The 25,106-nt window shown below is 47.5% G+C and carries 20 protein-coding genes; 1 reads left to right on the top strand and 19 read right to left on the bottom strand.

The features are described 5' to 3' along the window. Window positions 1–7 precede the first annotated feature (7 nt). Window positions 8–1,711 carry a DUF885 family protein gene (locus tag RIG68_RS26630; protein WP_502880708.1) on the bottom strand — a complete coding sequence of 568 codons (1,704 nt, stop codon included), beginning with the start codon at window positions 1,709–1,711 and terminating at the stop codon, window positions 8–10. A gap of 32 nt (window positions 1,712–1,743) precedes the next feature. Between RIG68_RS26630 and RIG68_RS26625 the strand changes: the two genes are divergently transcribed. After that, on the top strand, window positions 1,744–1,890 hold the full coding sequence (locus RIG68_RS26625) for a hypothetical protein (protein WP_350129667.1): 147 nt from the start codon (window positions 1,744–1,746) through the stop codon (window positions 1,888–1,890). Between the two features lie 458 nt (window positions 1,891–2,348). On the opposite strand, the gene RIG68_RS26620 is transcribed toward RIG68_RS26625, so the two are convergent. The 18 genes from RIG68_RS26620 to RIG68_RS26535 all read right to left on the bottom strand — a co-directional run bounded on the left by RIG68_RS26620 (window position 2,349) and on the right by RIG68_RS26535 (window position 25,084). Next, on the bottom strand, window positions 2,349–5,858 hold the full coding sequence (locus RIG68_RS26620) for a DUF8818 domain-containing protein (protein ID WP_350129664.1): 3,510 nt from the start codon (window positions 5,856–5,858) through the stop codon (window positions 2,349–2,351). Then, a complete protein-coding gene (locus tag RIG68_RS26615) occupies window positions 5,858–9,517 on the bottom strand; it encodes an ATP-binding protein (protein ID WP_350129662.1) in 3,660 nt (1,219 codons plus the stop codon). The genes RIG68_RS26620 and RIG68_RS26615 overlap by 1 nt, the downstream gene beginning before the upstream one ends. A 20-nt stretch (window positions 9,518–9,537) precedes the next feature. Beyond that, a complete protein-coding gene (locus RIG68_RS26610; RefSeq protein WP_350075703.1) occupies window positions 9,538–9,828 on the bottom strand; it encodes a DUF983 domain-containing protein in 291 nt (96 codons plus the stop codon). Window positions 9,829–9,895: 67 nt separating this feature from the next. Next, the gene (locus tag RIG68_RS26605; protein ID WP_350075705.1) at window positions 9,896–10,165 is read right to left on the bottom strand and encodes a CAMCR motif-containing small membrane protein; all 270 of its coding nucleotides are present in this window, start codon (window positions 10,163–10,165) and stop codon (window positions 9,896–9,898) included. Between the two features lie 36 nt (window positions 10,166–10,201). Further along, window positions 10,202–10,780, bottom strand: a complete 579-nt coding sequence (locus tag RIG68_RS26600) for a DUF420 domain-containing protein (RefSeq protein ID WP_350129659.1) — start codon at window positions 10,778–10,780, stop codon at window positions 10,202–10,204. After that, window positions 10,777–11,385: a hypothetical protein gene (locus tag RIG68_RS26595; protein ID WP_350129656.1), complete on the bottom strand. Its 609-nt coding sequence runs from the start codon at window positions 11,383–11,385 to the stop codon at window positions 10,777–10,779. The genes RIG68_RS26600 and RIG68_RS26595 overlap by 4 nt, the downstream gene beginning before the upstream one ends. 73 nt (window positions 11,386–11,458) lie before the next feature. Continuing rightward, on the bottom strand, window positions 11,459–11,788 hold the full coding sequence (locus RIG68_RS26590) for a cytochrome C oxidase subunit IV family protein (protein ID WP_151997349.1): 330 nt from the start codon (window positions 11,786–11,788) through the stop codon (window positions 11,459–11,461). Between the two features lie 27 nt (window positions 11,789–11,815). Then, complete coding sequence (locus RIG68_RS26585) at window positions 11,816–12,565, bottom strand: cytochrome c oxidase subunit 3 (RefSeq protein WP_317492252.1); 750 nt, start codon at window positions 12,563–12,565, stop codon at window positions 11,816–11,818. A gap of 16 nt (window positions 12,566–12,581) precedes the next feature. Continuing rightward, complete coding sequence (locus RIG68_RS26580) at window positions 12,582–13,163, bottom strand: cytochrome c oxidase subunit 3 (RefSeq protein ID WP_502880035.1); 582 nt, start codon at window positions 13,161–13,163, stop codon at window positions 12,582–12,584. Continuing rightward, window positions 13,163–14,056, bottom strand: a complete 894-nt coding sequence (cyoE, locus tag RIG68_RS26575; protein ID WP_350129653.1) for a heme o synthase — start codon at window positions 14,054–14,056, stop codon at window positions 13,163–13,165. The genes RIG68_RS26580 and cyoE overlap by 1 nt, the downstream gene beginning before the upstream one ends. Beyond that, window positions 14,053–15,117: a COX15/CtaA family protein gene (locus RIG68_RS26570; RefSeq protein ID WP_350129650.1), complete on the bottom strand. Its 1,065-nt coding sequence runs from the start codon at window positions 15,115–15,117 to the stop codon at window positions 14,053–14,055. Before RIG68_RS26570 ends, cyoE begins: the two co-directional genes overlap by 4 nt. Continuing rightward, complete coding sequence (locus RIG68_RS26565) at window positions 15,101–16,975, bottom strand: cytochrome c oxidase subunit I (RefSeq protein ID WP_350129647.1); 1,875 nt, start codon at window positions 16,973–16,975, stop codon at window positions 15,101–15,103. The genes RIG68_RS26570 and RIG68_RS26565 overlap by 17 nt, the downstream gene beginning before the upstream one ends. Before the next feature lie 12 nt (window positions 16,976–16,987). After that, window positions 16,988–18,082 carry a cytochrome c oxidase subunit II gene (locus tag RIG68_RS26560; protein ID WP_350129644.1) on the bottom strand — a complete coding sequence of 365 codons (1,095 nt, stop codon included), beginning with the start codon at window positions 18,080–18,082 and terminating at the stop codon, window positions 16,988–16,990. Window positions 18,083–18,105: 23 nt separating this feature from the next. After that, window positions 18,106–19,398 (bottom strand): quinol:cytochrome C oxidoreductase, encoded by a 1,293-nt coding sequence (locus tag RIG68_RS26555; RefSeq protein WP_151997355.1) that lies wholly within the window; start codon window positions 19,396–19,398, stop codon window positions 18,106–18,108. Window positions 19,399–19,420: 22 nt separating this feature from the next. Beyond that, the gene (locus RIG68_RS26550; RefSeq protein WP_350129641.1) at window positions 19,421–20,050 is read right to left on the bottom strand and encodes a c-type cytochrome; all 630 of its coding nucleotides are present in this window, start codon (window positions 20,048–20,050) and stop codon (window positions 19,421–19,423) included. Between the two features lie 13 nt (window positions 20,051–20,063). Beyond that, window positions 20,064–20,588 (bottom strand): DUF3341 domain-containing protein, encoded by a 525-nt coding sequence (locus RIG68_RS26545; protein WP_151997357.1) that lies wholly within the window; start codon window positions 20,586–20,588, stop codon window positions 20,064–20,066. Between the two features lie 4 nt (window positions 20,589–20,592). Then, a complete protein-coding gene (nrfD, locus tag RIG68_RS26540; RefSeq protein ID WP_151997358.1) occupies window positions 20,593–21,960 on the bottom strand; it encodes an NrfD/PsrC family molybdoenzyme membrane anchor subunit in 1,368 nt (455 codons plus the stop codon). Window positions 21,961–21,970: 10 nt separating this feature from the next. Continuing rightward, entirely contained in the window at window positions 21,971–25,084 is a 3,114-nt protein-coding gene (locus RIG68_RS26535) for a TAT-variant-translocated molybdopterin oxidoreductase (RefSeq protein WP_350129638.1), read from the bottom strand. Window positions 25,085–25,106 lie beyond the last annotated feature (22 nt).

The raw sequence follows: 25,106 nt of genomic DNA, 5'->3' as shown, positions 1-25,106 counted from the left end.
AACCTCTTTAATGGTAAAACCGCCAGCTTGTCTTAAAGTCTTTGGGCAGGGTTTGGTTGGTGAGGATGGCACGCACCATTTCTACCGGCATGGCGTTTTCGTGGAGTACGGCGTCGTGGTATTGCTTGAGGGTCATTTTGCCACCGTCGACCAGTTCTTTTTTGAGGGCGTAAAACTGCAAGCCGCCTGTGAGGTAGGCGACCTGGTACAACGGCCCGTAGCCACCAGTGAAGGAGCGCCTCACCTCACCTTCGGCATTGGCTCGCTCATGCCCCACCCTGTCGACGAGGAAGTCGATGCACTGCTGGGGGCTCCACTTGCCCATGTGGTAGTTGAGCGAGAAGATGATGCGGGCACAGCGGTGCATGCGCCAGAAAAGCATGCCGATGCGGTCTTCGGGGGAGCGGGGAAAGTCCATGTCCCACAGGAGCAGCTCCCAGTAGAGGGCCCAGCCTTCGGTCCAGAATGGGGTGCGGAAGTGGCGGTAGGTTTTGTAGCGGCGGTTCATGAAGCCCTGTAGGTGGTGCCCGGCGATGAGCTCGTGGTGTACGGTCGACCTGGAAAAGTGCGGGTTGTTGCCCCGCATGCTCATCAGGCGGTCGTCGTACTCCATGGTGTTGGTGGGGTAAGAGATGATGAAGTTTTCGCCACCCAGGAAGAATGGACTCACCTTTTGCCGCTCGGCGGCCATCATGGTCATGCGCCAGCTTTCTTCGGCGATGGGCGGAATGGTGACCAGGTCGTACTCTTTGAGGAAGGCCACCGACTGGTTGTATAGCTCCATCATGGCTTCGGGCTGCTGCCCAACGGGCACATAGGAGTTTTTCACTTTCTCCTGCGCCGCCTTCCAGTCGTCGCCAAAACCCATTTCCTTCGAGGCCTTCAGCAGCTCAGCGTCGCACCAGGCGAATTCTTTATTGGCCAGCTCTATGAGCTGATCGGGGGTGTAAGGGATCATTTCAAACTCCAGCTGCTTGATGATTTCGTGACGGCCTATGGGGCTGCCCACAATGCCGCTGCCATCATCTTTTTGTGTGGTGATGAGCCTGGCCTTGCTGGTCATTACCTTTTCGTAAACGGTCAGCAGGCTATCGACTCGCTGGATGGGCAGGGTGACCCACCAGGTGTACAAGGGGTCGTATTCGTTGTAGAAACTGTGGATGCTTTTGATGCCTTCCTGTATGCCTTTGATGGAGGCGGAGGCCCGTCTGGTGAGCTTTTGATTGAAGGGCTCGGCGGCTTTTAGTTTGGTGGTGATGGCTTCTATCTCGTTGCCTGTGTTGGTCAGCTTTTTGGCTACCTCCTGCCATTCGAGCTGGTTGCCACGCCGTCTAAGGTTTTCGATTTCGTAGAGATAAGGTGCAAAAGGAAGCCACTGCTTCACAGCGGCCAGTTCGGTACCTTCGAGGGTAAGGGTGCGCAGGTCTTCCTGCACGTCTCTTTTGAAAAGCAGATAGTCTACCCTGGCGCCAGTGTTTAGTGCATTGAAGTCCATGGCCTCCAACTGCCTGAGGTAATCCTGATCGAGGGTTTTGAGGCGCTCGATACGCTCAGGAGAGCAGTCCATGTAGTAGAAACGGTGCAGGCTGCCGTAGTCGGCGTCGTAGCGCACCATAAGGTTGTTGACTTCGGAGGTTTGCTCGTAGAGCGGCTGAGAGAAGCCGCTGAGCATAAGCAATGAAAAGAGGAACGAAAACAATGTCTTTTTCATAAGGCAGATAGGTTGAATCCAATGCATAAGATGTGACGGAAACACGAGGAAATCAATGGAAGCTGGACAAGGGGAAAGAAAGTGCGGTGGGTGGTGGAACCGGCGGTGAAGACACCCGCCGGAACGAATCACAGTCGGCGGTGAAGGCACCTGTCGCAACGAATCACAGTCGGCGATGAAGGCACCTGCCGCAACGGAGGGCGGACGACAACGACACTGTGAGCAAAGGCGTCGGCACGGCCCTACGGGCCGTGGATTGGGGCAGTCAGCCGCCGAAAAGGTTGAGGATGGGCCCTCAGGAAACTCAACCCGGTGTCTGACGGCACTTGCATTGTATCAGAGCCCTGAAGGGGCGGCATAAAAACAGGGTGGCGGTGAAGCCCCATCCGAATAAGGAACGCCTATCGGTCAAAGCAGACTTAAACCAAAATCGCTAGTAAACTGCATTCCGATGTCTGACGGCTCTTGCTCCATGGCTATTTTGCCGTGCCGACACCTGTGTTCTCTCAAAGTCCTAAAAGGGCCCGAACGGGGTGTCATAACAACAGGATGGCGGCGAAGCCCCATCTGAATAAGAAAGCTGCTTGCAGCTCCCCCCTCTCCCGTTGGGAGAGGGTCAGGGTGAGGTGGCCAAGCCCTAAAACAACGCCGTCACCTGCACCCCACCAAAGTGAATCACTGACTTGCCAGGCGACTTCCGCCCATCGTAATTAATCTGCAAGCGCAGGCCGCTTTTCAGCCTTTGCTGCCATTGCAGCCGCCAGGTGTAGTTGGTGCCAGGCCTCAATGCCTCCAGCATCTCATAGCCCAACGGGCTGGCTTCATCACCTTCGAAGTTCATATTAATCACCTTCACAAAACCAGCAATGGTCGACTGTAGCGACTTGTTCATCTGCCAGTCAATTTGGTATTCTGTCAGGTCACTCCCCTGCTCTTCTGAGACCGGCAAAGCCCTCTTGTGCGAATAGCGAACGCTACTGGTGATTCTCAGCCACTGCAACGGCATCCACTGCAGCTGAGGCTTTACTTGCCGCTGCCGGATCTGGTAGTTCCGGTTGCTGAAGATATCACTTGACGACTCCGTCTCTCCTACCTCACTTTGCAGAAAAATGGCCCAGTCGGCAGATAAGTTGTTGCGGGTATTGAGCTGCCACACCTTTTTGTTTCTCGCTTCCCAGCCGCCCGTCAGCAGCTGCCGCCCGGCGGTAGACTGATAGCCAACATCGAGGCCGTACTTCGGATCTGCCCGGTTGAAGAACCAGCGGCTGCGAATAGCATTCTTATAAGCCAATTCTTCCTCAGAAGTGCCCGGCGTGCTCCACACGTCTAAGCGTTGCGCCCAGTTGCTGTCCTGCGTCTTCCTGTCTACCAGCACCGCCGATACATTGGAGAACCGGCCAAGAAACGACTTAAACCCACCTGCAGATTTCCATTCTGCCGGGGCTGTCAGCTCCAGGCTGTAGTTCAAGATGGTTTGGTAGGCAGAAATGTAACTGTCGGTAGGTACGAATATCTTGGCGTAGGTGCGCTCATCAGGATTGATAGCCTCATAGAATTCATTCAAGTCCTGCACGCCATCGCCATTGTCATCCCGCCAGGTATGTGTACCCTGGCCCGGAATCACCTCGATGAACACGTACTCCCGTCGCAGCTCTCTGCCATTCAGCAAAGCCAGAGATAGATCCGACCGGATCGACCGCTCCCACCAGGCACTCTGCCAGTTGATCCTACCCTGCACGGTTTCCTCTTTCTCGTCGCTGGTATCAAGTATATCGTCCAACTGCCTGTAGGTGAAAACACCCGATACCACGTGCCTGTCTTTCCATTGGGTAGTGAAAGAAGCATTCGATGTATAGCTGATGTCGCTTCGCTGCAGCACGCCATCCACGGGTCTGTCGTCTATCCGCCGGTTGGCATCTAGCCGGAAAGAGGTGCCGTTTTGCGCCGTGTCGGCCGACTGCAGAAACACCATGTGCTGACTGTAGTTCATCGCTGACGCCACCACCGAGTCGGCAGGTTGGTTGGTAATAGCGTTCCTGTCGCTCTGAAAAGTATAGCCCGGCATCAGCTTGCCCAGCTTGTAGGCTGCCGTCAGCTGCGCCCTAGTCCAGGTCGATTCATTGACACCCTGCGCACTCTTCAAATCGAAAAAATCACCACTAAAGGTGGCTTTGCCCAACTGCTGACGAAGCAATACCTTCTGCTGCCAACCGTCTATTGCTTGTCCTTTGTTACGGTACAAAGCCTGATAATTCCAGCGGTTCGCACTGCTCTTTTGCATGCCCAGCCTTCCCACCACAATGTGATCTTCAATGGCGGTGGGCTCCTGCGCCGACTGAAAGATGGGCGTATAGCTCCAATCCCTGTCGTACTCAATATACCTGTACCTGTCGATAGGCCTGAAGTACTGGTGGTTCCATTCGTACGACGCCTCCGACAGCCATTTGTAATCTTTCAAAAAACCTACTTCCCTTCCCTCCGATCGTATCCCCGACTTTTGCGCCCAGCCCTGGTTGTCCTGCTGGTCGAGGCTGGAGAAAAGGTTCTTGTCCTGGTTGCTGGCCGAAAGCTCGGTATATACCGTTTCATACGGCGTTATTTTGGAGCTGACCCCTCCTACCATTAGCTGCCTGCTGTTGGGGGTTACCACAGGAATGCTAGGCGAGTAGTCGCCCTGGGGCACCCCATTCACAGGTGCCACCCAATCGTACACTTTACCATTCAACCCCAACGGTAACTGTACATAATCACCCGCCAACACCTGGCTAAAGCTGACCTGGTACACGGCTGTTTCGGGGTTGCTGGAATATTGATAGATACTGTAGGCACTGCCCTGTGCATCCACTGTGTCCACCCTTGCATACAATATCCTGTTGTCCGAGTACCCCACACTGTCGGCACCTGATATGGCTGCCAGCGACAGGTCGTCGCCAATGCCAGACAAGGCCAGCCGGTCGGCTTCGGTCAGGTCATAACTAAGCGGCCGGAACGGATTATCCTTCTCCCGATACACCTCGAAATAAGCCGTTGTCTTTCCATTCGACTGCCTGTGCGACGCCGACAGTATCGAGCGGCTGAAGTTTTGCGCAGTGTATTCAAAGTCGACCCGTATCCTGGAGAATTTGGTAATCAACACTTTGGGTGTGAAAGTGACCTCCGCCAGGTTATAATCAATCACATAGTCTTCGTTGAAACCTCTTTTCAGCAGCCTGCCATCCAAATAGATCTTCTCCGAATTGGCAATCACAATGATGAACCGCTCCCCATCCGGGCCCCGAAGTCTGTAGGGGCCACTCAATCCTTCTACTGCATCCAGTAGTGTCGAAGAAAACTTTCCCTTAGCAATAGACGCCGTGACGCTGGTGGAAGCTTTCCAGTTCCCGAGATTGTATTTGTAAGCCGCCCTGCCACCCTGCACGTTCTTATAGTATTTCAAAAAGTAAGTAGAGTCATTTCGCAGCACCACATCGCCAGCCATGAGGGAGAACTTATCGTTGTAAAGGTTTACCAGCACCTTGTCGAAGTCCTGGATCTGTTGCGTGTTGCCCTCCGGCTGAAAAGGCACCTGCTGGTCGGTGATCACCGCATTGATGAACAGGTCGTCTGCCAGCTGGCCATCGAGCTGCAGGTTGAGGCTTGATGTGACTCCCAGGTTATTGGTGTTGCCCACAGTGATGCCCCGGCTGATGCTCCCCGTTTTGTAAAGTGATTCGGTGGCAAATAGCTCCTCTTTCACAAGCGGCGCATTGGCTACGGCCTGACTGCTTTCCGTCACGTTCTCCCTCGGCCCTTCTGGAGAGTAAAGCGACATATCGTATTTGTAAATCGGCTGATGAAGGGTAAAAGGAAACACCTGATAGCAAACCTCTATGGCGTCTTCCAGAGGCCTTTCAAAGGTCAGCTCCCCAGTGGCCAGGTCATAACTGAACGCAATACCAACCGGCAGTTTAATGCTCTCAGGGTTAGCTGAAAGTGAGTCAAGTTGAAATTGTAGTCGACCCTGAGGTATTGACCTGCACCTGGTGCTACCCGTCTGCGCCCATGACAACAACGGGGAACAAATGAGAACCAAAGCCATAAGGTGAGAACCCCTGATCTTTCGCAGGAAGGCTGTGAAGATATAAGCAGCATTTTGGCGTGGCCCCATTAACCTAAAGGTAGTGAAACATAAAAAGTAGTTCCATACCCGTGTACCGTTTCAAACCATATGCTTCCACCGGCTTGCTCCACACCTCTTCTGGCCAGTGCCAGCCCGATGCCCGACCCTTCCTGTTTGGTACTGAACGATGGCACAAAAACCTTGTCCTGAATGTCTTCTGCTATGCCAATGCCGTTGTCCTTGAATGAAATCTCGGCCTCTTTCTCCTTCACCTTTATGCCAATTTCCAGGCGGGGACCTGGCCTCCCTTCCATGGCCTGGCAGGCATTAATAATCAGGTTGGTAAAAATGCCGGAAAGCATCTTTTCATCAGCAACAACAAACACCGGCTCTATCGGCGATTCGTATACAAAATCCACCCCTGGTTTGCTATGCAGCTGCACAAGCTGGCCAAGCAAGCCGGAAATATCAAACCTGCTGGGATCCGGAGCCGGAAGCTTCGCAAAAGTGCTGAATGAGGTAACTATATCGCTCAGGTTATCAATTTGCCGCAGCAGGTTATCAATCGACTTCTTCAGCCCCTCATCTTTGTCATCTGCAAGCCTGCGCATGTGCTGAAGCGTAAGCTTCATGGGCGTCAATGGGTTCTTGATCTCATGCGCCACTTGCTGGGCAATCTCTTTCCATGCCGACTCTTTCTCGCTCCTTACCAATGCCGCCCGGCTGGTTTCCAGCTTCACCAGCATAGAGTTGTATTCTGCTACCAGCAACCCGATTTCGTCAGAGGTATTCCAGTGAATAGGCTCATTTGTTTCGTTGAAGGTCGTTTTCCGCAGCCTGGAGGTAATGATCCGCAACGGATTGGTGAGCACCCTCGATGCCATGAACGACACCACCAGGGAGAAAATAAAGATGAAGGTGAAAATATTGATGATGTTGGTGAACACCTCAATCTGCTGGTTTTGCTGTTGCGCCCTCGATTCAAAAAAAGGCATACTCATAATACCCAACAGGCTGGCGTCATTGAATGACTTGATCGCCAGGTAAGTCGACTTGTAGTTAAGTGTGCCCAGACTTTCAGAAAGGATAATCCTTTCTCCATCATCCTCCCTGATGCGTCTTAATGCCTCCGGGTTGATGTACTCCGACAGCAGCTTGTCATCATAGATTGTTTGCTGGCTGGAGGCCATCAGCTTTCCATTCACGCTAAACAGGTTGATGTCGGCCTGCGAGAACCTGGCAATATCCGTCAGCTCGTTGGACAGCACCTCCTTGTTGATCACATTCGAAATGTAATTATCCATCAGCGACACCAGGTAACCGTTTACACTTTCGGCCTTCTTCATATACTGCTTGTCAATATCCTCCTTATAGGAATTGTTGATAGCGCTGAGTGTTGCCACGGTGACCACCACCAGGGGTAGAAAGAAAGCGATGCTGAGGTAAATCTGGATCTTGGAAGCCAGCGTAAGCCCGGTGTTAGCAAATCTCACCTCAAGCGCATTAAAAACCACTGTAAGAGCTATGCCGCCAATAAGTACCAGAAACAGGAACGAGAAATTGGAAACCATCCAGCTCACCTCGTACATCGGCGAGGTAATAATGATTCTTTTCTCTCTTGATCCCTTTATCCCCAAATGATGGAACCCATTGATTTCCAGGCCAGTGGTATACAAGCTACTCCTGTCAAAAATACCCTGAGACAGATTGGTGATATAGTTGAACGTCCCCGACTTATACCGCAGGTTTGTGCCCTCATAAATACCGTAGCTGTAGTTTTCATCGGCCGGCTCATTCATAAACCGCTCGTCCACCAGCAGGCGTGGGTATACTGTGCTGGGAAGGTACTTCTTCAGGCGAAGCTGCAAAACAATATATCCTATTGTCTTATCGTACCTTTCCAGGCCAATAAAACACACATAGCGCTTGGTGGATCCCGGCGAAAAGTTACTCTCAAAAAAGATATTCTGATAGTCGGTTTTATAAATCGGCTTGTCATAGGTTTCCTTTATCGCTGAGAAAGTGACACCAGGCTCGTTGGGAAAAGGATCGCCTTTCGAGTTATACATCGACACCTGCACATCGTACTTGTCGAAGTAGCTATTCATGTAAAGCCTCTTAATCCGCTGCTTTATCATGTCCTTGGCCAGCACAGGGCTCATCATGCGGGTCAAAATAAAAATGTCGCTCTTGATGGATTTCATAATGCCATCTAGCTGAAACTCACCCTGAATATCATTTTCTATCAGCAGGCTATTGGCAAATTTTTGCTTTTGCACGTTTCTCTCAAACTCACTGTATTTATAAATCGAATAGCTACCCAGAATGGACGAAAACGCCGCCGCCAGAAAGAAATAAAGGAAGGCCTGAAACTGGATCGGCCTAATAAACTCAGGCAGACTGAACCAAAAAATAATGGAGAAGTAAGCGGCATGCAGCACAGGCACAATGGCTAAATCACCATCTATGATAAGAGCCACAAGGAACAAAATGGCAGCCGTGGCCAGATGAACCAGCCAGACAATCCCTGGCGACGTACTTCTGAAATGCTTAAGTAGTATATAGGAAGCATGAGCAATGAGAAAATAGCTGAAGCAAAACAGAAAGTACACTACCAGCGTGCCCATCCGAAACATATCGAGGTGAATACTGCGGTTTACGTCGAGGTGTATTTGAGAGTTCTTAAATATCTCCTGCAACAGCAGGTAGGTATACCCCATAAACCCATACCCCAGCAGTATGACCACAATGGTGATCAACCATTTTACCTTTTGGGAGGCACCGGAGAAGTAAGCGTAGGCGTCGCTTCGGAAAACGGCATTGGAAGTAAAGTAGACAAAGTAGGCGAGCAAAAAGGCGGTGATGATCAGATCGCCCAATGACTTGTGGAGCGAAGAAATAACGAGGTACCGTGAATTGAACAGGTCAAACTGGTAAACCGACGACGGGAAATTGGTAGCCAGCAGCAGCCAGCGGATAAACACTACTCCTGCAAGCAATAAAGCTATGCCTGCATAGGGCCTGCCGTTTTCTGCCAGGTTGGATGCGGATCGCTGGAAGAAGAAAAAACCCAGCACAAACGCCACAGAAAGCAAGCTGAAGATAAGGAAGCGGTCAAAACGGGACGAAACAGCTGGCGGCGACTGTATGGTGAAATAGCATACTACCTGATCATGATAGCTAAAGGCGAAGCTTCCTTCCACCTCCTTGTCGTAAACGAAAACCCTCAGTTCGTCAAAAATACTCTTATCGTACCCCCCTCTGATCAGTTCATTCTCAATTGGAAAGTTACGATAGATGGGCAGCACGCCCACATACTCCTTCCGAACCCCTGCTCTTTCGGTATATTCCTTCAGAGCAATGAATTTATTGCCCTCCCATTCCAAATACTGAATTTGGTAGTCACCCTCAATCACCCTGTAGTCGGGCACGAAAGCATTGGAGCTCAGCCCGGTGAGCGACCGATTCGTGTAAATCTGTATAGGGTAATTGGATTGCAGCGTGCCTGGCACCTTCCCGCTGCTTTTCGCATTGGCCAGATCGCTCTCAATGAGCTGTAGCTGGCTGACCAGCCGCTCACTGATTTGCTCGTAGGCTTCCTGACCTCTCTTAGAGCTTTTACCAACAAAATACCAATAGAAGAACGCAGAAGCCCCGAACAGGGCTGCAATGAAAAGATATTTATAGCTTACTACATGGGAGGCCAAATGGAACAGTTTTATCTTACCTATTTGTCTTCGGTCGACACACCAAAAGATGCATCATATTTTATGCCACCAAATGCATGAAGATAAAGAATTCTGGAATATCTGAACATAGTTGTCGACAAAAGCAACACAACAGTGATGATTGCCGCCATGTAAACCCACATGTCGGGGTTGTCAAATATGAAATAGATTGAAAACCCTACTATGATGGTCAGCGCCACGGAAATAGCATAACTCACATACATGGCCCCATTGTAGAACATGGGCTCCGGCTCGAAGCGAAGGCCACAAACCTCACACTTAACCGGCATTTTATCGAAATTTTTTAACCTGAAGTTCGGCTCAACAAACATGTTGCCAGACCGGCAACGAGGGCACTTACCATGAACGATTGCCTGAAGGGCGGAGGTTTTTAACATTTTTCCTGCTGTTTCTGTACCAAAAAAAGGCAATCACTGCTAACAACAAATAAGGGGTGAAAAACAAGTAGAGTATGCCAAAGTTAAGGCCTGCTGCAAAATTGGCCGTCTCTCCATTGCTCATGTTTGCCTCCAGCGTTGACCGGCACATGGCGCATTGCGCCCGGCTATCCACATTGGTCAAAAGCAGCACCACAGCAACAAAAAGGGTTTTGATAAATACTTTCATATGCTAACTAACAGTCTTTGACTTCCCCCAGTTCTTTTATGTGTAAAAAGGCCTGATCATAAAATAGACAATCACTCCGGTAACTGACACATAAAGCCAGATCGGGTATCCAAACTTCACGGCCTTTTTGTGTTTTTCAATCTGTCCGGTGAGTGCAAAATACAATGCCATAAGCACAAAAGGAACCACAACAATAGAAAGTCCTATGTGTGACAGTAAGGTAATCAGGTAAACCGTTCTGCCATTGCCCGTTGCTGCCATTTCAGCTTCCGAAAGTAGCCCATCCGCATTGGTGTCGCCGTACTTCACCGACGGCACAGACGCATGGTAAATAATGTACGAAACAAGAAAAATAGCTCCCAGGGCAAACGCCCCGAGCATCACTGCCCTATGATGATCCACCTTTTTGTTTTTAATGAAATACAAACCAAGCAACAGCAAGGCCGCCGTTGCGCTGTTAATCACTGCATTCAAGTGAGGTAAAAATTTTACCCACTCACCAGCATTTAGTCTTGCGGGCATGAATATCAATGTGGCGACTGCCACTGGTATGATCACCGAAACAACGCTTATCCAGCGCAGATAATTAGGCGTGGTATTTGAAACAGCACTCATTTTTCTTGCATTAAAACATCCAACTCAACCAATAACCTATCAATCTCACCCTTTTCAGCACTGGCGTAAAACCCCCTGATCCGGCCAACCTCATCTACCAACACCATTCTACTCTCCGAACCCACAGTATCAAGGGTAGCTTGAGAAAGCAGCAATTGACAATTCATCAGCTGTTCCATGCTGCCAGCACAGGCTGAAGTCACCACCCAATACCTGGTTTCCGCTTGCGAAGCAGCCAGCTTATCCCACTCATCCACTTGCTCCTCATTGCTCATGGTGATTAACCGATAATCCAGCGGTTTGGTTTCTTCCACCAGCCTTCTCATTTCATTCATTTCACCTGCTATATCCGTTTTAGAAGGGTCAGGAAAATGAAAGAGATAGGTTTGCTGGTCGCCCAGCACCACTACATCGGTGCTGTCGCAGGTAAGCCTGCTAACTGTATAGTCAACATTTACCGTTCCGCAATCGGCTGAGGTATATGACGTCTCCGGATACAACGGCAGCGCATACATGTTCTCGCCGAAAGCTTGAAGAAAGAGATAAATAGACACCGGCAGTCCCAGCGTTACAATTAGAATAATTCCCTTTGTCAGCTTGCTCATGAATGATGTGTGGGTACAAACAAAACATGCCGGTAGGTGTACCGGCATGCTAATATCTTTTACGTAGCTAAACTTATCGCACCAACAGCACTTGACCGCCCTGATAAATCAATGCTATGATGAGCCATACCAGAAATATCAAAGGAATCAAAATAGACCAGATAAGGGTCTTTACTTCATGGCCAAGGTGCATAAATTCGCTTACTATGTAAAACGCTTTTACGATAGTCAAAGCAATGAAGACCGCTGTCCTCAAAATACCTGCATCCACAGTAAAGGCTATGGCAAACTCAATCATCGTAATGACGAACAAGATCAGTGTTACCTTCATAAACAGTCTGACTTTAGCCTTGTCGACTGGCTGAACTACAACTGTTGATTCTTCGTGATGTTCTGCTGACATTTTACTAATTGTTTATAGAACGGAAAATTAAACCAAATAGAAGAAGGTAAATACAAATACCCATACAAGATCTACAAAGTGCCAGTACAAACCGACTTTTTCGACCATTTCGTAATGCCCCACTTTTTCAAGCTTGCCTACTGTTGCCTGGTAGAATATCAGGAAGTTAAGGCACACACCACTAAATACGTGGAAGCCGTGAAAACCTGTAATAAAGAAGAACAAGGCCGCAAAGTTAGGGGGGCCATATTGATTTTGTGACAAGTTAGCTCCATGAATGAAAGTACCGTCTAATAATCTACCACCCTCTTCTGTACCTACTATAAAGTGCGTCCACTCCCAAGCCTGGCAGCCTAGGAAAGCAAGTCCGCCCAGGATCGTCCAAAGCATCCACTTTTCTACACCCTTCCTGTCCATACGCTGTCCAGCTTCCACAGCAAGCACCATGGTTACACTACTCAAAATCAGTACGAAAGTCATGATGCCCACAAACACAAGCGGCAATGAGATTCCGTGAAGGAAAGGAACAGCTTCAAATACTTTTTCAGGTATTGGCCAGTACTCCTGCGAGAAAACGAATTCGTCGGGGCTGCCCTGGAATGCAGGGTGGCTGAAACGGATCATTCCGTAGGCAATCAAAAGGCCAGAGAAAGAAAAGGCATCGGAAAGCAGGAAGAACCACATCATAAGCTTGCCATAGCTCGCTTTTAGGGGCTCATTACCTCCCATCCAGAGGTCCTTGTCAGAATCGGATGCAACTACTGCAGTGCTAGACATAGACGATTAGTTCAGATTAATTATTTAATAATAAAAATAAGTACAAATATATCCAAAGTCCACTCAGGAAGTGCCAGAATGTTGTACACATTTCAATCTGGGTCATACTTTTTGAGTGTACCTTAAATCTCAGGGTCGAAATTAAAACAATAATCAAAAAAACAATACCTGCCGCCAGGTGAAAGGCGTGTAAACCTGTCAAAACGTAGATAAAAGATCCTGCCGGGTTACCCACAAAGAAAACCTGCTGGTCCACCAGCTGCCCCCAGCCGAGGTACTGAACAATCAGAAAAACCAAAGAAAGCGCCAACGTAGCGCCAACAGCTATCTTAATTTGAGAAAGATTGTCCTTTTTAGCCGCCCAGTACGCCCACTGCATAGTGGCACTGCTCAACAGCACAACAATGCTGGAGTAAATAAAGGCCTGAGGCAGGTCAAAAATCAGCCAGGCTCCTTCTGATTGCTTCACCACATACGCACTGGTGAGTGAAGCAAATATCATGACGATAGATACTATAAACAGCCAAAGCAAAAACTTCCTGGGGTGCATCGATAGCACCTGAGCGGGAGTTTCCATATCTGATTTTTTGGCGCTCATCATAATTTATCTAGTAAAAAGGCTATTTGAACAACTGGCAGGTAAATAAATGAAGCAAACATCAGCTTCAGCGCTGCCTCCCGGGAGCAGTCCCTTATCAGGATAAAGGTTTGGCTTAGAAACAACACACCGCAAATAGTAGCTACCACGGCAGAATTTATCCCAGTGATGCCAAAGTAAGCAGGCAACAACCCGAGCGGAAGCAAAAAAAGCGTGTAAATCATGATGTTCACAGCCGTCGTGAAATCCTTCTTTCCGCCGAAAGGCAACAGTTTAAATCCTGCCTTTTTATAATCTTCATCTGCTACCCAGGCAATCGCCCAGAAATGCGGAAACTGCCAGATAAACTGGATACCAAAGATGATCAACGCTTCGTGTGTGATAGCACCCGTAGCAGCTACCCATCCCAGCAAAGGAGGAAGTGCTCCGGGAATTGCTCCCACAAACACAGCGATAGGCCCTACCCGCTTCAGCGGGGTATAAACAAAGCTATACAACACCATTGACACGACAGATAGCACCACAGTAAGAGGGTTGGCGTAAATAAGGATCAGCCCAAGCCCCATGACTATTACCACAGCAGCAAAAACAACGGCCTCGCCTACTCCTACCCGATTGGTAGGCAATGGCCGACCCATCGTCCTCTTCATCAGTTTGTCGAGATCCTTCTCTATCACCTGATTGATGGTGATACTGCCGCCTGAGATCAAAAAACCTCCAAGCGACAAAAAGCCCAAAGTAGCCCAGTCAACGGCGCCTCTCGCCCCCAGCAAGTAGCCGAAGCCACACGAAAAAGCAACCAAAAAAGAGAGCCTGAATTTAAGCAACTCGTAGTAGGCCTTTAACCTCCCAATGACGACAAAACCCGGCGATATGTAAGAAGTCTGATTCAAATCGAGTGTTTAATATTGAGCGCATCTTTTCTATTGATGCGGAGGAACAAATATACCTGAAAACCGAACACTACGCTTGCTAAAAGCAAATGAATCGGCTGTATAAAGGCCGGAATGGAGAAATAACCCATTGCTGCTCCCGAAACAATCTCAAGAAATACTACCAGTGTCAAAACTGCCGAGAATTTAACGGAAAATGAAAGCGACGAAGACGTCCACAAGAAGTAGGTCAGTAGCACATGCCCAATAAGCAGTGCCCATGAAAAAGACCTGTGGAAATAAAACTTAAAGCCGATCCATTCAAGTACTGCGCTGCGCTCTATCCCGGCAGACAGCCCGGAATCCACCCCTTCTCTTACGTTGATACCCACAATCAATTGAACAATAAACAGCGCTGCACATCCCAACAAAAGCCACTTCACATTTATTGCATCGCCACCAGTTTCGTTATCGGCCACCGGCGGATCAACCGTAAAATAGGTATATATAAGCAGCATAACGATCAGCAGTGCCAGTAGCATGTGAAAGGAGATCATTCCTGGAAGCAAATTAGTAGAAACTACAATGGAGCCTACCCAACCCTGAAAAACTACCCCTACAAATGCCAGCAACGAAAATATAAATACTTTCGGCTGCGTCTTTCTGAATCGAATGGAGTAAACAAAAGTGGCAAAAATAAGCATCCCTATCACCACCCCCACCAGCCGGTTCACATATTCTATCCATGTTCTCAATGGATTGAAATCAGCTTCTTCCCTTACCGACGGATCGTTCTTCAACTTGTCAGCTGTATCGGAAAAACCTAACTTTTCGAGGTAGCCTGTCAAGCGGATATTCTTCTGGTGTCGCTTTTCGGAATACACTTCCTTGTAATTGACGGGGAGCTGATCAACACTGGTTGGGGGCACCCAGTTGCCAAAACATTTTGGCCAATCGGGGCAACCCATGCCGGAACCCGAACTTCTAACAATGCCGCCTACCAAAATCAAAAGGTAGACGGCAATGATAGTACTTATGGTAAGTTGCTTGTATCTCCTTAGAGACTTAGGCTTTTCCTGCATTAGCAGCTTTCACTTCTATCCCTTCTTCCTTCAACTGCTCTACTTCGTGTGGCAGGTTCGACTCTGGTGTTTCCGTCAAAGGAATGTGCTGCGGTATAAAATCTTCTGGAGCACCTGGCTTGCTATAATCATATGGCCAGCGATAAACCTTAGGGATATCACCTTCCCAGTTACCGTGCCCCGGCACTCTTGGTGTAGTCCACTCCAATGTGTTGCTTCCCCATGGGTTAGCAGGTGCTTTCCTGCCTCTGAATATATTGTAGAAGAAATTAAAGAGGAAGATAAACTGCGCCGAGAAAGTAATGATGGCAGCCACACTCACGAATGTGTTCAGGTCAGTGAAATCCTGGAATGCATCAAAGTTGGTAAACGAATAATAACGACGAGGGAAGCCTGCCATACCAATGTAGTGTAGCGGGAAGAACACCAAATAAACACCAACAAAGGTCAACCAGAAGTGTACGTACCCTAACTTATCATTCATCATTCTACCGAACATCTTAGGGAACCAATGGTAGATACCTGCCATCATTCCAAAGAAGGACGCACTACCCATTACAAGGTGGAAGTGAGCTACTACAAAGTAAGTGTCGTGCAAATTAATATCTACTGCAGAGTTACCCAGGAAGATTCCCGTTAAACCACCAGAGATAAAGAATGAAACCAGGCCGATAGAGAACAACATAGCTGGCGTAAATATTATATTTCCTCTCCATAGTGTGGTGAGGTAGTTGAACGCTTTTACAGCACTTGGCACTGCAATGATCAATGTCAGGAACATGAAGATAGATCCAAGGAATGGACTTAGCCCTGACACGAACATATGGTGTGCCCAAACCACAAACGAAAGAATAGTGATTCCAAGCAGCGACAAAATCATCGCCTTATAGCCAAAAATAGGCTTTCTTGAATTTGTAGCAATAACTTCCGAGGTGATTCCCAAAGCAGGAAGAATTACAATATATACCTCCGGATGTCCCAGGAACCAGAACAAGTGTTGGTAAAGTATTGGGCTACCACCGACGTTTGGCAGAGCTTCTCCCCCTATGTAGATGTCAGAAAGATAAAAGCTAGTTCCAAATGATCTATCGAATACCAGTAGCAAAGCCGCAGAAAACAATACTGGGAAAGAAAGTATCCCAATAACGGCCGTCAAAAAGAAAGCCCATATCGTCAGCGGCAACCTGAAAAACGACATGCCCTGCGTACGGAGGTTAATAACTGTGGTAACGTAATTAATACCTCCCAGCAACGATGACACGATGAAGAAAACCATGGCCACCAACCAAAGCGTCATGCCCAGTCCTGACCCCTGCATGGCCGTTGGCAATGCACTCAAAGGAGGGTATACAGTCCAACCAGCTGATGCCGGTCCGGTTTCAATAAAGAAGGAAATGAACATGACAACCCCTGATACAAAGAAGAACCAGTACGATAACATGTTCAAAAAGCCGGAAGCCATATCCCTTGCGCCAATTTGCAGCGGAATAAGGAAGTTGCTAAAGGTACCGCTCAGACCCGCCGTCAACACGAAGAACACCATGATGGTGCCATGCATAGTAACAAGGGCCAGGTAGAATTCGGAATCAATTTGTCCCGTTGACGTGATCCATTTGCCCAGAATTGGCCTTAGCCATTCCAGGTTCATGTCTGGAAAACCTAATTGTAAACGGAATATGATAGACAATCCACCGCCTATAAGCGCCCAAATAATTCCGGTGATAAGGAACTGCTTAGCGATTGTCTTGTGGTCAGTGCTGAAAATATATTTCTCAACGAAATTTAGCTCGTGGTGCTCATGATCATGAGCGTCGTCGTGACCTATATGTTCGTTTGTATGTACTGCTGTTGTTGACATAACAAATTTAATTTAAAATGCTCCTACCATTTCTTCCTCTTCTTCAAGGCCAGTAACAGCCTGTACTTCTGGATTGTTTTCCATTCCAGAAGAAATTATAGCCACCTCTTTCAAGTGTTGAGGAACGCTCGAGAGATACGATGGATTTTTAGCCAGCCACGCCTGCTGCTCATTATACCACTTATAGTAATCGGCAGGCTCGTCAACAACGATGAGGTACCTCATCGCAAAGTGACCCTTTCCGCAAATTTTATTACAAACCAACTCAAAGTTGAATTCCGGGTTCCCAGTTTCCTCCCTCATATCTTGAGTGCTCTTTGTTGGCGTAAACCAAAAAGTAGTCGGCATACCGGGTACTGCGTTCATCTGTAGCCTGAAATGAGGAGCATACACACTGTGTATCACGTCTCTCGCTCTGATATTAAACTTCACCGGCTTTCCTTTAGGAACGTGAATTTCTCTCGGAATAAAGTCATCAAAAGATGCTTTGTCCTTGAAATCCATTCCCATAGCATTTTCAGCATCTATCAGACGGAAATCGAAATCCCCAAGCTGCTTGTCTTTGCCAGGGTAGCGAACAGACCAGGCAAACTGATACCCCATGACTTCAACAACTTCTGCCTCGTCGGGAGCCTTGTCGGTAATGCTCACCCATGCTCTCCAGCCAGAAAAAATAAGAAGCGTCAAAACAATTGCGGGAACAATAGTCCACATCATCTCCAGCTTATTATTATCCGGATAAAACAAGGCCTGGTTACCCTCCTTATATCTGTACTTCCAGCCGAAACCGAAAAGTAAAATTTGGGTGATAACGAAAACAATTCCCGTTATCGCCATTGTAACCCAGAAAAGCTGATCTGTTACAGCACCATGTTCCGACGCCAACGGCAGATTGTATCTGTCGAACTCCGTATATGAATAAATGAAGAACAGCAGTAACCCACCAATCAGGAATACGATACCCAGCCCCGCATTTACCCCGTTACTTTTTGTAACCTTTTTCTTAGAGTTACCTTTTAGCACATCAACAAGTGTGCTGACCCTGAACAATGTGAACAGGATGATTGCCACTAAGATTAAACCTATAATTACTACCGCATTGAACATAGCAGATGTTTTTACCTTTCCAGTTAAATATGATGATGTAAGCTTTCCTGCAACATAGGGTGATTCTTACCAACTAATGGTGCTTTAGAAAGGTTTGAAAGAACTACATATAAGAAAGCAGCGACGAAAACGGTCAGCATCCCTACTTCCACCAATCCAAAGCCACCATTATCCTTCAGTGTCCCTGGAGTAACCATCAAATAGAAGTCCATCCAGTGACCGAAAACCACTGCCGGGCAAACTATCTTAAGTATTCTCGAATGCCTCTTAGAGTCCCTGGTCATTAACACCAGAAATGGGAAGAAGAAGTTGATCGCAAGATTGAAGTAAAAGAACGGTGCGTAGTGACCGCTTTTCCATCTTTCCACAAAATATATCGATTCCTCAGGAATATTAGAGTAGTAAATCAGGAAGAACTGCGAAAACCAGATATAAGTCCAGAAAATACTGAACGCAAACACAAACTTACCGAGGTCATGTAAATGATTGGCATCTACTATCTTCAGGTACCCTTTATCTTTCAGCAATACAACCACGAAGGTGATAAGAGCCAGGCCACTCACCCACCAGCTGGCAAATGCATACCATCCCATCATCGTGCTGAACCAGTGGGGGTCAATAGACATAACCCAGTCCCACGCAGCAATTGAAGAAGAGAAAGCAAAGAATACCAGAAATATGGCTGAAAGCTTGCGAAGCCTGAACCAGTAGGAGTCTCCACCCATTTCGTCCTCCTGAAACATCAGAGAACGGATCTTAGTGAAAATAAAATACCAAACACCAAAGAAAAACACCAGGCGAAACAACCAGAATACTGGCACCGATGGGTGTTCACTCATAGGCCAGTAAAAGAAACCCTTTTTGCCATCGAGAATAGGGTCAAAATCAGGAGATGCTGGATCGTACAAATCGTGGTGAGCCCAATGGAAGATGTCATGTCCACCTAAAAAGTAGGTAACTAACATCAACACAAATGCAATAGGCAACCAGCCACCAAATGCCAATGGTATTCTTACGATACCGGCTGACCAGCCTGCTTGCGCTGCATATTGAATCGCCACAAAGAAAACGCCAATGAGAGCAAGTCCACCAAAGAAGACATTGTTGATCCACAAATTAGCCCAAATTCTTTGCATCCAGTTAAAGGCGTGATGCCCCCCTTCAGCTGCCTCAGCCGTCTCTGCACCGTGTGCATCATGTCCCCCACCCGAGCTCATCATAACGATGCCTAGCGCAAGTACTGCTAGCCCTACAACGAGGGTAATGATTAGCCTCTTCTTAGCAGTGGATGTAAATTCGTATCTTTCTTCAGTCATGGATATTGGCTTAAAGAATTAATTATTGTCTTTGAAGGGTTTGTACATACCTAACTATTTTCCACCTGTCTTCCACACTTACCTGAGAACCGTGCGCATACATTCTTCCTTTTCCGTGGGTAATTACGTGGAAAATGCGTCCGGCAGGTGCATCTTTTACCGCTGCAGAGTTATAAGCAAGCACCCCCTTGTACACTTTCCCTACAGGTCCATCACCTTGCCCGGTGTCTCCATGACAATGGCGGCAATAGCGAAGGAAAAGTGCTTTGCCATCACTAATAACCGAAGCGGTTGAATCCAAAGGATTCTTCATCACCCTGCCAGCAAGTTCAAATGAATCTTTAGGGATTCTGTAGGGAAGGTAACCGTTAGCATTTCTCTTAACCGTTCCTTCGACTGGCATTCTCATTGTCATGCCACTCGGATTAAGCGGGTTAGAATTATAAAACTCAGCCGGACCTTCGTCGAGCGATGTCAACCATCTACCGGCCTCTTCATCCTGTATCTGCGATAACTGCTCGTAGGGCACAGAATGATACATCTGAGGGGCGTATTCGACACCAGGGTAATCTCCCTTAGCAGCACATCCGGCCAACAATAGCAACCCAGACAGTTGAAATAGTTTCTTAACAATATGATTATTTCCTATCATCTCCTGTGTCTTTTTAAAATACCTTCTCATTTACCTCAGAAGCACCACTGTCCTTGAGACTTTTCTTAATATCAGCTTCTGAAAGCTTGTTTTTTGACAAATCGATGGCCATAATATGTTTATCGTCTGTACTTCTGATATCAAATATCTTCGGCTTTCCCCAGGGTTTGAGGTTACTTACCACAAAGAACGTCCCAACCATGCCAAATGAAGCCAGAAGCACTGTAAGCTCAAAAGTTACCGGGATGAAGGATGGCAATGGAAGATAGTCTTTACCACCAATGATCATTGGCCAATCAACTGTCATCATGCCGATCTGCATTGTAAGGGCAAGGCTGGTGCCCAACAAACCGAAAAGAAAAGCAGCTATCGGAAGTCTTGACATCCTATAGCCCAGGGCGATATCCAACCCATGTACAGGAAAAGGTGTGAAAACCTCGTGGATTTTAACTCCCCCCTTCCTCACGGCTTTAACCGCATTCAACAGGGTCACCTCATTGTCATAAACCCCAAGTATGTATTTACTATCTGATGACATCGGATTATTTTTTTGCTTTTTCAGAATCAGAAATAATAATGCTCTTCACTTCAGCAATGTTGATCACCGGGAAATACTTAGCAAACAATAAGAACGCTGTGAAGAAAAATCCAAAGGAGAACATATACATACCCACATCGTATCTGGTCGGGTAAAACATTGCCCAGCTAGATGGTAGATAATCACGATGGATAGAAGTAACGATGATGACAAACCGCTCGAACCACATACCTATGTTCACAACAATAGAAAGCACAAATGTGGAAGCCAGGTTGGTACGAATCTTCTTGAACCAGAAAAGCTGCGGAGAAATAACGTTACAGGTCATCATGGAAGCATAGGCCCACCAGTAAGGGCCAGACACCCTGTTGATAAACGCATACTGCTCGTACTCAACACCTGAATACCAGGCGATGAAAAGTTCAGTAATGTATGCCACACCTACAATAGAACCCGTGATGATAATAACGATGTTCATCAACTCGATGTGCTCAATGGTAATATAATCCTCGAGTTTGTACACCTTTCTGGTAACCAAAAGAAGTGTTAACACCATAGCAAAACCAGAGAAGATTGCCCCTGCAACGAAGTAGGGAGGAAAAATTGTGGTATGCCAGCCGGGTATTACGGAGGTAGCAAAGTCAAACGATACAATAGTGTGAACCGAAAGTACCAGTGGTGTAGCCAATCCCGCAAGGATCAGTGCCACAGACTCATATCTGGACCATGTTTTGGCGGCGCCATCCCAGGCAAAGCTCAAGGCACCGTAAACGGCCTTCGCTATTGGTCCTGTGGCTCTGTCTCTGATAGTAGCAAAATCGGGAATAAGGCCGATGTACCAGAAAACGAGAGATACAGAGAAATATGTACTAATAGCGAAGAAGTCCCATAGTAGTGGTGAGTTAAAGTTCACCCACAGCGATCCGAAGGTGTTCGGAAGCGGGATAGCCCAGTACATTCCTAACCACGGACGACCCATGTGCAAAATCGGGAACATTAGTGCACAGATTACAGCGAAAATAGTCATCGCTTCTGCTGCTCTGTTGATCGACATTCTCCACTTCTGACGGAAAAGCAAGAGGATGGCAGAAATCAGTGTTCCTGCATGACCAATACCCACCCACCATACGAAGTTTGTGATATCCCAAGCCCAACCAACGGTCTTGTTAAGACCCCACATGCCTATACCATCCCAAACGGTGCGGTAAACAGCATATCCACCAACGATGAGAAGTGCCAAAGCAAACGTAAAGGCCACCATCCACGTTTTGGTTGGCTTCTGCTCTACCCTGGAGCAAATGTCTTCGGTAACATCATGGACGGTCTTTCCATTGGTTACCAGAGGTTTTCTTACTGATGCTACTGCTTGCATAGTATCGATCTTAGGCTTGATTATCAGTTAATTCTTTATTTCTAATCTTGGTGAAATACCAAACATTTGGTTTCACGCCGATTTCCTCGAGCACATTGTAAGCTCTTTCTTCTTTCACTTCAGTGTCTCCTTCTTCAGTAGCAGAAAGACGAAGTAGCTGAGATATTCTGCTGTTAGAGTCTTTCATATCACCAAATACGATGGCTTCCGTAGGACATGCAGTAGCGCAAGCTGTTGAAATCTCTCCATCAACGGGGCGTCGGCCTTGCTTCTTGGCGTTTAGCTTACCAGTCTGAATTCTTTGCACGCAGAAAGAACATTTTTCCATTACACCACGTGCTCTAACCACCACGTCAGGGTTCAACACCATTTTACCAAGCTCATTGTTCATGGCAGTGTTATCAGGGAACTGACGGTTGTCGTGGTACTTGAACCAGTTAAAGCGACGTACTTTGAAAGGACAGTTGTTGGCGCAATATCTTGTGCCGATACAACGGTTGTAAGTCATTTGGTTGAGACCTTCAGTGCTGTGAGTAGTGGCAGCAACAGGACAAACAGTCTCACAAGGAGCGTTGTTACACTGCTGACACATCATTGGCTGGAAGGTTACTTCAGGGTTTTCAGATGCTTTTTCCAGCATGCTCAAGCCTTCCATCGACTTGTCATCTTTGTTTCCCTGGCTGCTGTAGTACCTGTCGATTCTCAACCATGCCATTTCACGACGGTTGACAACTTCTTCTTTTCCAACAACCGGAATATTGTTCTCCACCTGGCAAGCCACTGAACAAGCAGCACAGCCAGTACAAGAGTTGAGGTCAATCACCATGCCCCAATGGTGGTTGTTGTATTCATGGCCTTTCCAAAGAGATACCGCATTAGGTTTCTTAGGGCCTGAATAGCTCGATATCATTGGCTTGTAACGGCCGGCAGAAGCATCTGCTTTGTATTCAGCTAGTGTAGCTTCCTGAATAACTGTCTCACGCCCCATAAAAGTCTGGTGCGTTTGTGTCTGCGCAATTCTATAGCTTTCTCCTGTTGGCTCGATGGTTACGCCAGCCACAGAATAAACGATTCCTTCACTATTTGAGCTCAACAATGCAAAGGCATTCACCCCAACACCATCAGCTACTTTGCCTGCTTTCGTACGGCCATAGCCAAGGGCCACCCCTACAGTGCCAGCTGCCTGGCCTGGCTGAACCACTACTGGCAATGTCACCGTGGCTATCCCAGCTTTCACATTTACCTTCGTGGTAAAACCTTCCTTCATCTCTATGCCCAATTCGTTGGCAGTAGATTGAGACATGCTGATGTAGTTTTCCCAACAAACCTTAGAAAGTGGATCGGGCATCTCCTGCAACCACGGGTTGTTGGCCTGCTCGCCAGCACCTATCGCTATACTTTCATAAGTTACGAGCTCTAAACCAGTGCCTTTCTTGTATTTGCCAGCTATTTTAGTAGCAGCAGCATTGGCATCGCCTGAAAACTCAACAGCACTCATTGTAGAGGTTGCATCACCCTCAAACACGCCATTATATAGGCACTGATCCCAGAAAGTCTGGAAATCGCCAATCTCGGTTTGGCTGGCAAAATGCGTCTCCTTCCAATTTTCCTTTATGAAATCAAAGTAAGAAGTGGATACATTGCCCCAGGTTAAGAAAGACTGTTGTGCCTGACGGGTGTTGAATATATTGCTGATGGCCGGCTGCGAAAGGCTATACTGCCCTTTAGCTGGCTCAGCATCGTTCCATGATTCCAGGTAGTGGTTATCAGGAGCTACATAAGTCACCTGAGAGGTCGTTTCGTCTACTCTGTCGGAAGTCGACAGCGTAAACTTGGCCTTAGAAAGGCTCGAACCAATTACTGCACCTTTAGGGTGGTCGTATACCGGGTTACAATTGAAGAAGATAACGCCGCTCACCAATCCCTGAGACAGGTCGGTAACGAAGACATCCATCATAGCGTCGTCTCCCTGTTTGGTCATCACGGGAGCATCCCAGCTGAGCGTGCTTCCGTAGTTGCCAAGTAGGTTGTTGATTGCGTTGACAACAGTCTGAACACTGATGTCATTTTCGCCCGACACCACAATCGAGGCTCCCTTGCTAGCCCAAAGATCGTTGGCTGCTTTGGTCAAAATAGCTGTATCATCAATCTTTGCTACCGAAATAGCAGGTGCCCCTGCCTTAGCGGCAATAAGGTTGTAAAGGTTGCCTATATAAAGACCAACCTCTGAAGGACGGATAGGCGACCTGTAGTCAGCGTTTGCTCCTGTAAGGGAAAGGTTTGATTCAAAGCTATAAAGCCTTGACATTTCTTTCTTCTTAGGCCCAAGTTTCCTGGTCTCAGCAAATTGCTTCGAAAAAGCCACCGGATTCAACCATGTTCCCAGGAAATCTGCTCCAAAGGAAACAGTGGTCTTTGATTTATTAAAGTTGTAGGACGGCAACGCACGAATACCAAATGATGAAAGATTAGCATTCAACGCTCCGCTATAAGACGACGCATCGTAGGTAATTACCTGAGTACTTGGGTAAGCTGCTATAAATTTAGCAATGGCCTTCTTTGTTGAAGGGCTTACGATACTATGTGTAACGATTTTAATTTGCCCGCCAGCCGCAGCAATCTCTCCTAGTTTGGATTTTACCTCGGCATCAAGCGCATCCCAGGTGACAGCTGCACCAGCTTTCATCGGGTTTTGCAGCCTCTGCTTGTCGTAAAGAGAAAGCACACTTGCTTCTACCTGAGCAGTTGTTCCCCCGCCTGAGAATTTCGAAAGCTTATTACCTTCAATTTTGATAGGCCTACCCTCTCTTGTTTTAACTACCACACTACAGTAGTCGCTACCATTGATGTAAGTAGAAGCATAGTAGTTGGCAACACTAGGGTCGACATCTACTGGTTTATTAAGGTAGGGTATCGCCTTCCTTATCGGAGCCTCGCAAGCTGCCAAAGAAACGGCGGCGACTCCAAATCCCATCAATTTCAGGAAATCACGGCGTGAGTTTCCATTTTCATTTTCACTAATTGGGAGATATTCTGGAAATTCTTTGTCAGCATTCTTAACGAACTCAGGGTCGTTCTTCAGTTGCTCAATTCCCTTCCAATATATTTTAGTATTTTCTTTCATGTTGTCCCAGGAGATGATTTTT

This window comes from Imperialibacter sp. (genome assembly GCF_040222385.1).
In the GTDB taxonomy this organism is placed as follows: domain Bacteria; phylum Bacteroidota; class Bacteroidia; order Cytophagales; family Cyclobacteriaceae; genus Imperialibacter.
Note: the sequence above shows the minus strand (reverse complement) of the source record. Positions and strands in the feature narration are given on the sequence as shown.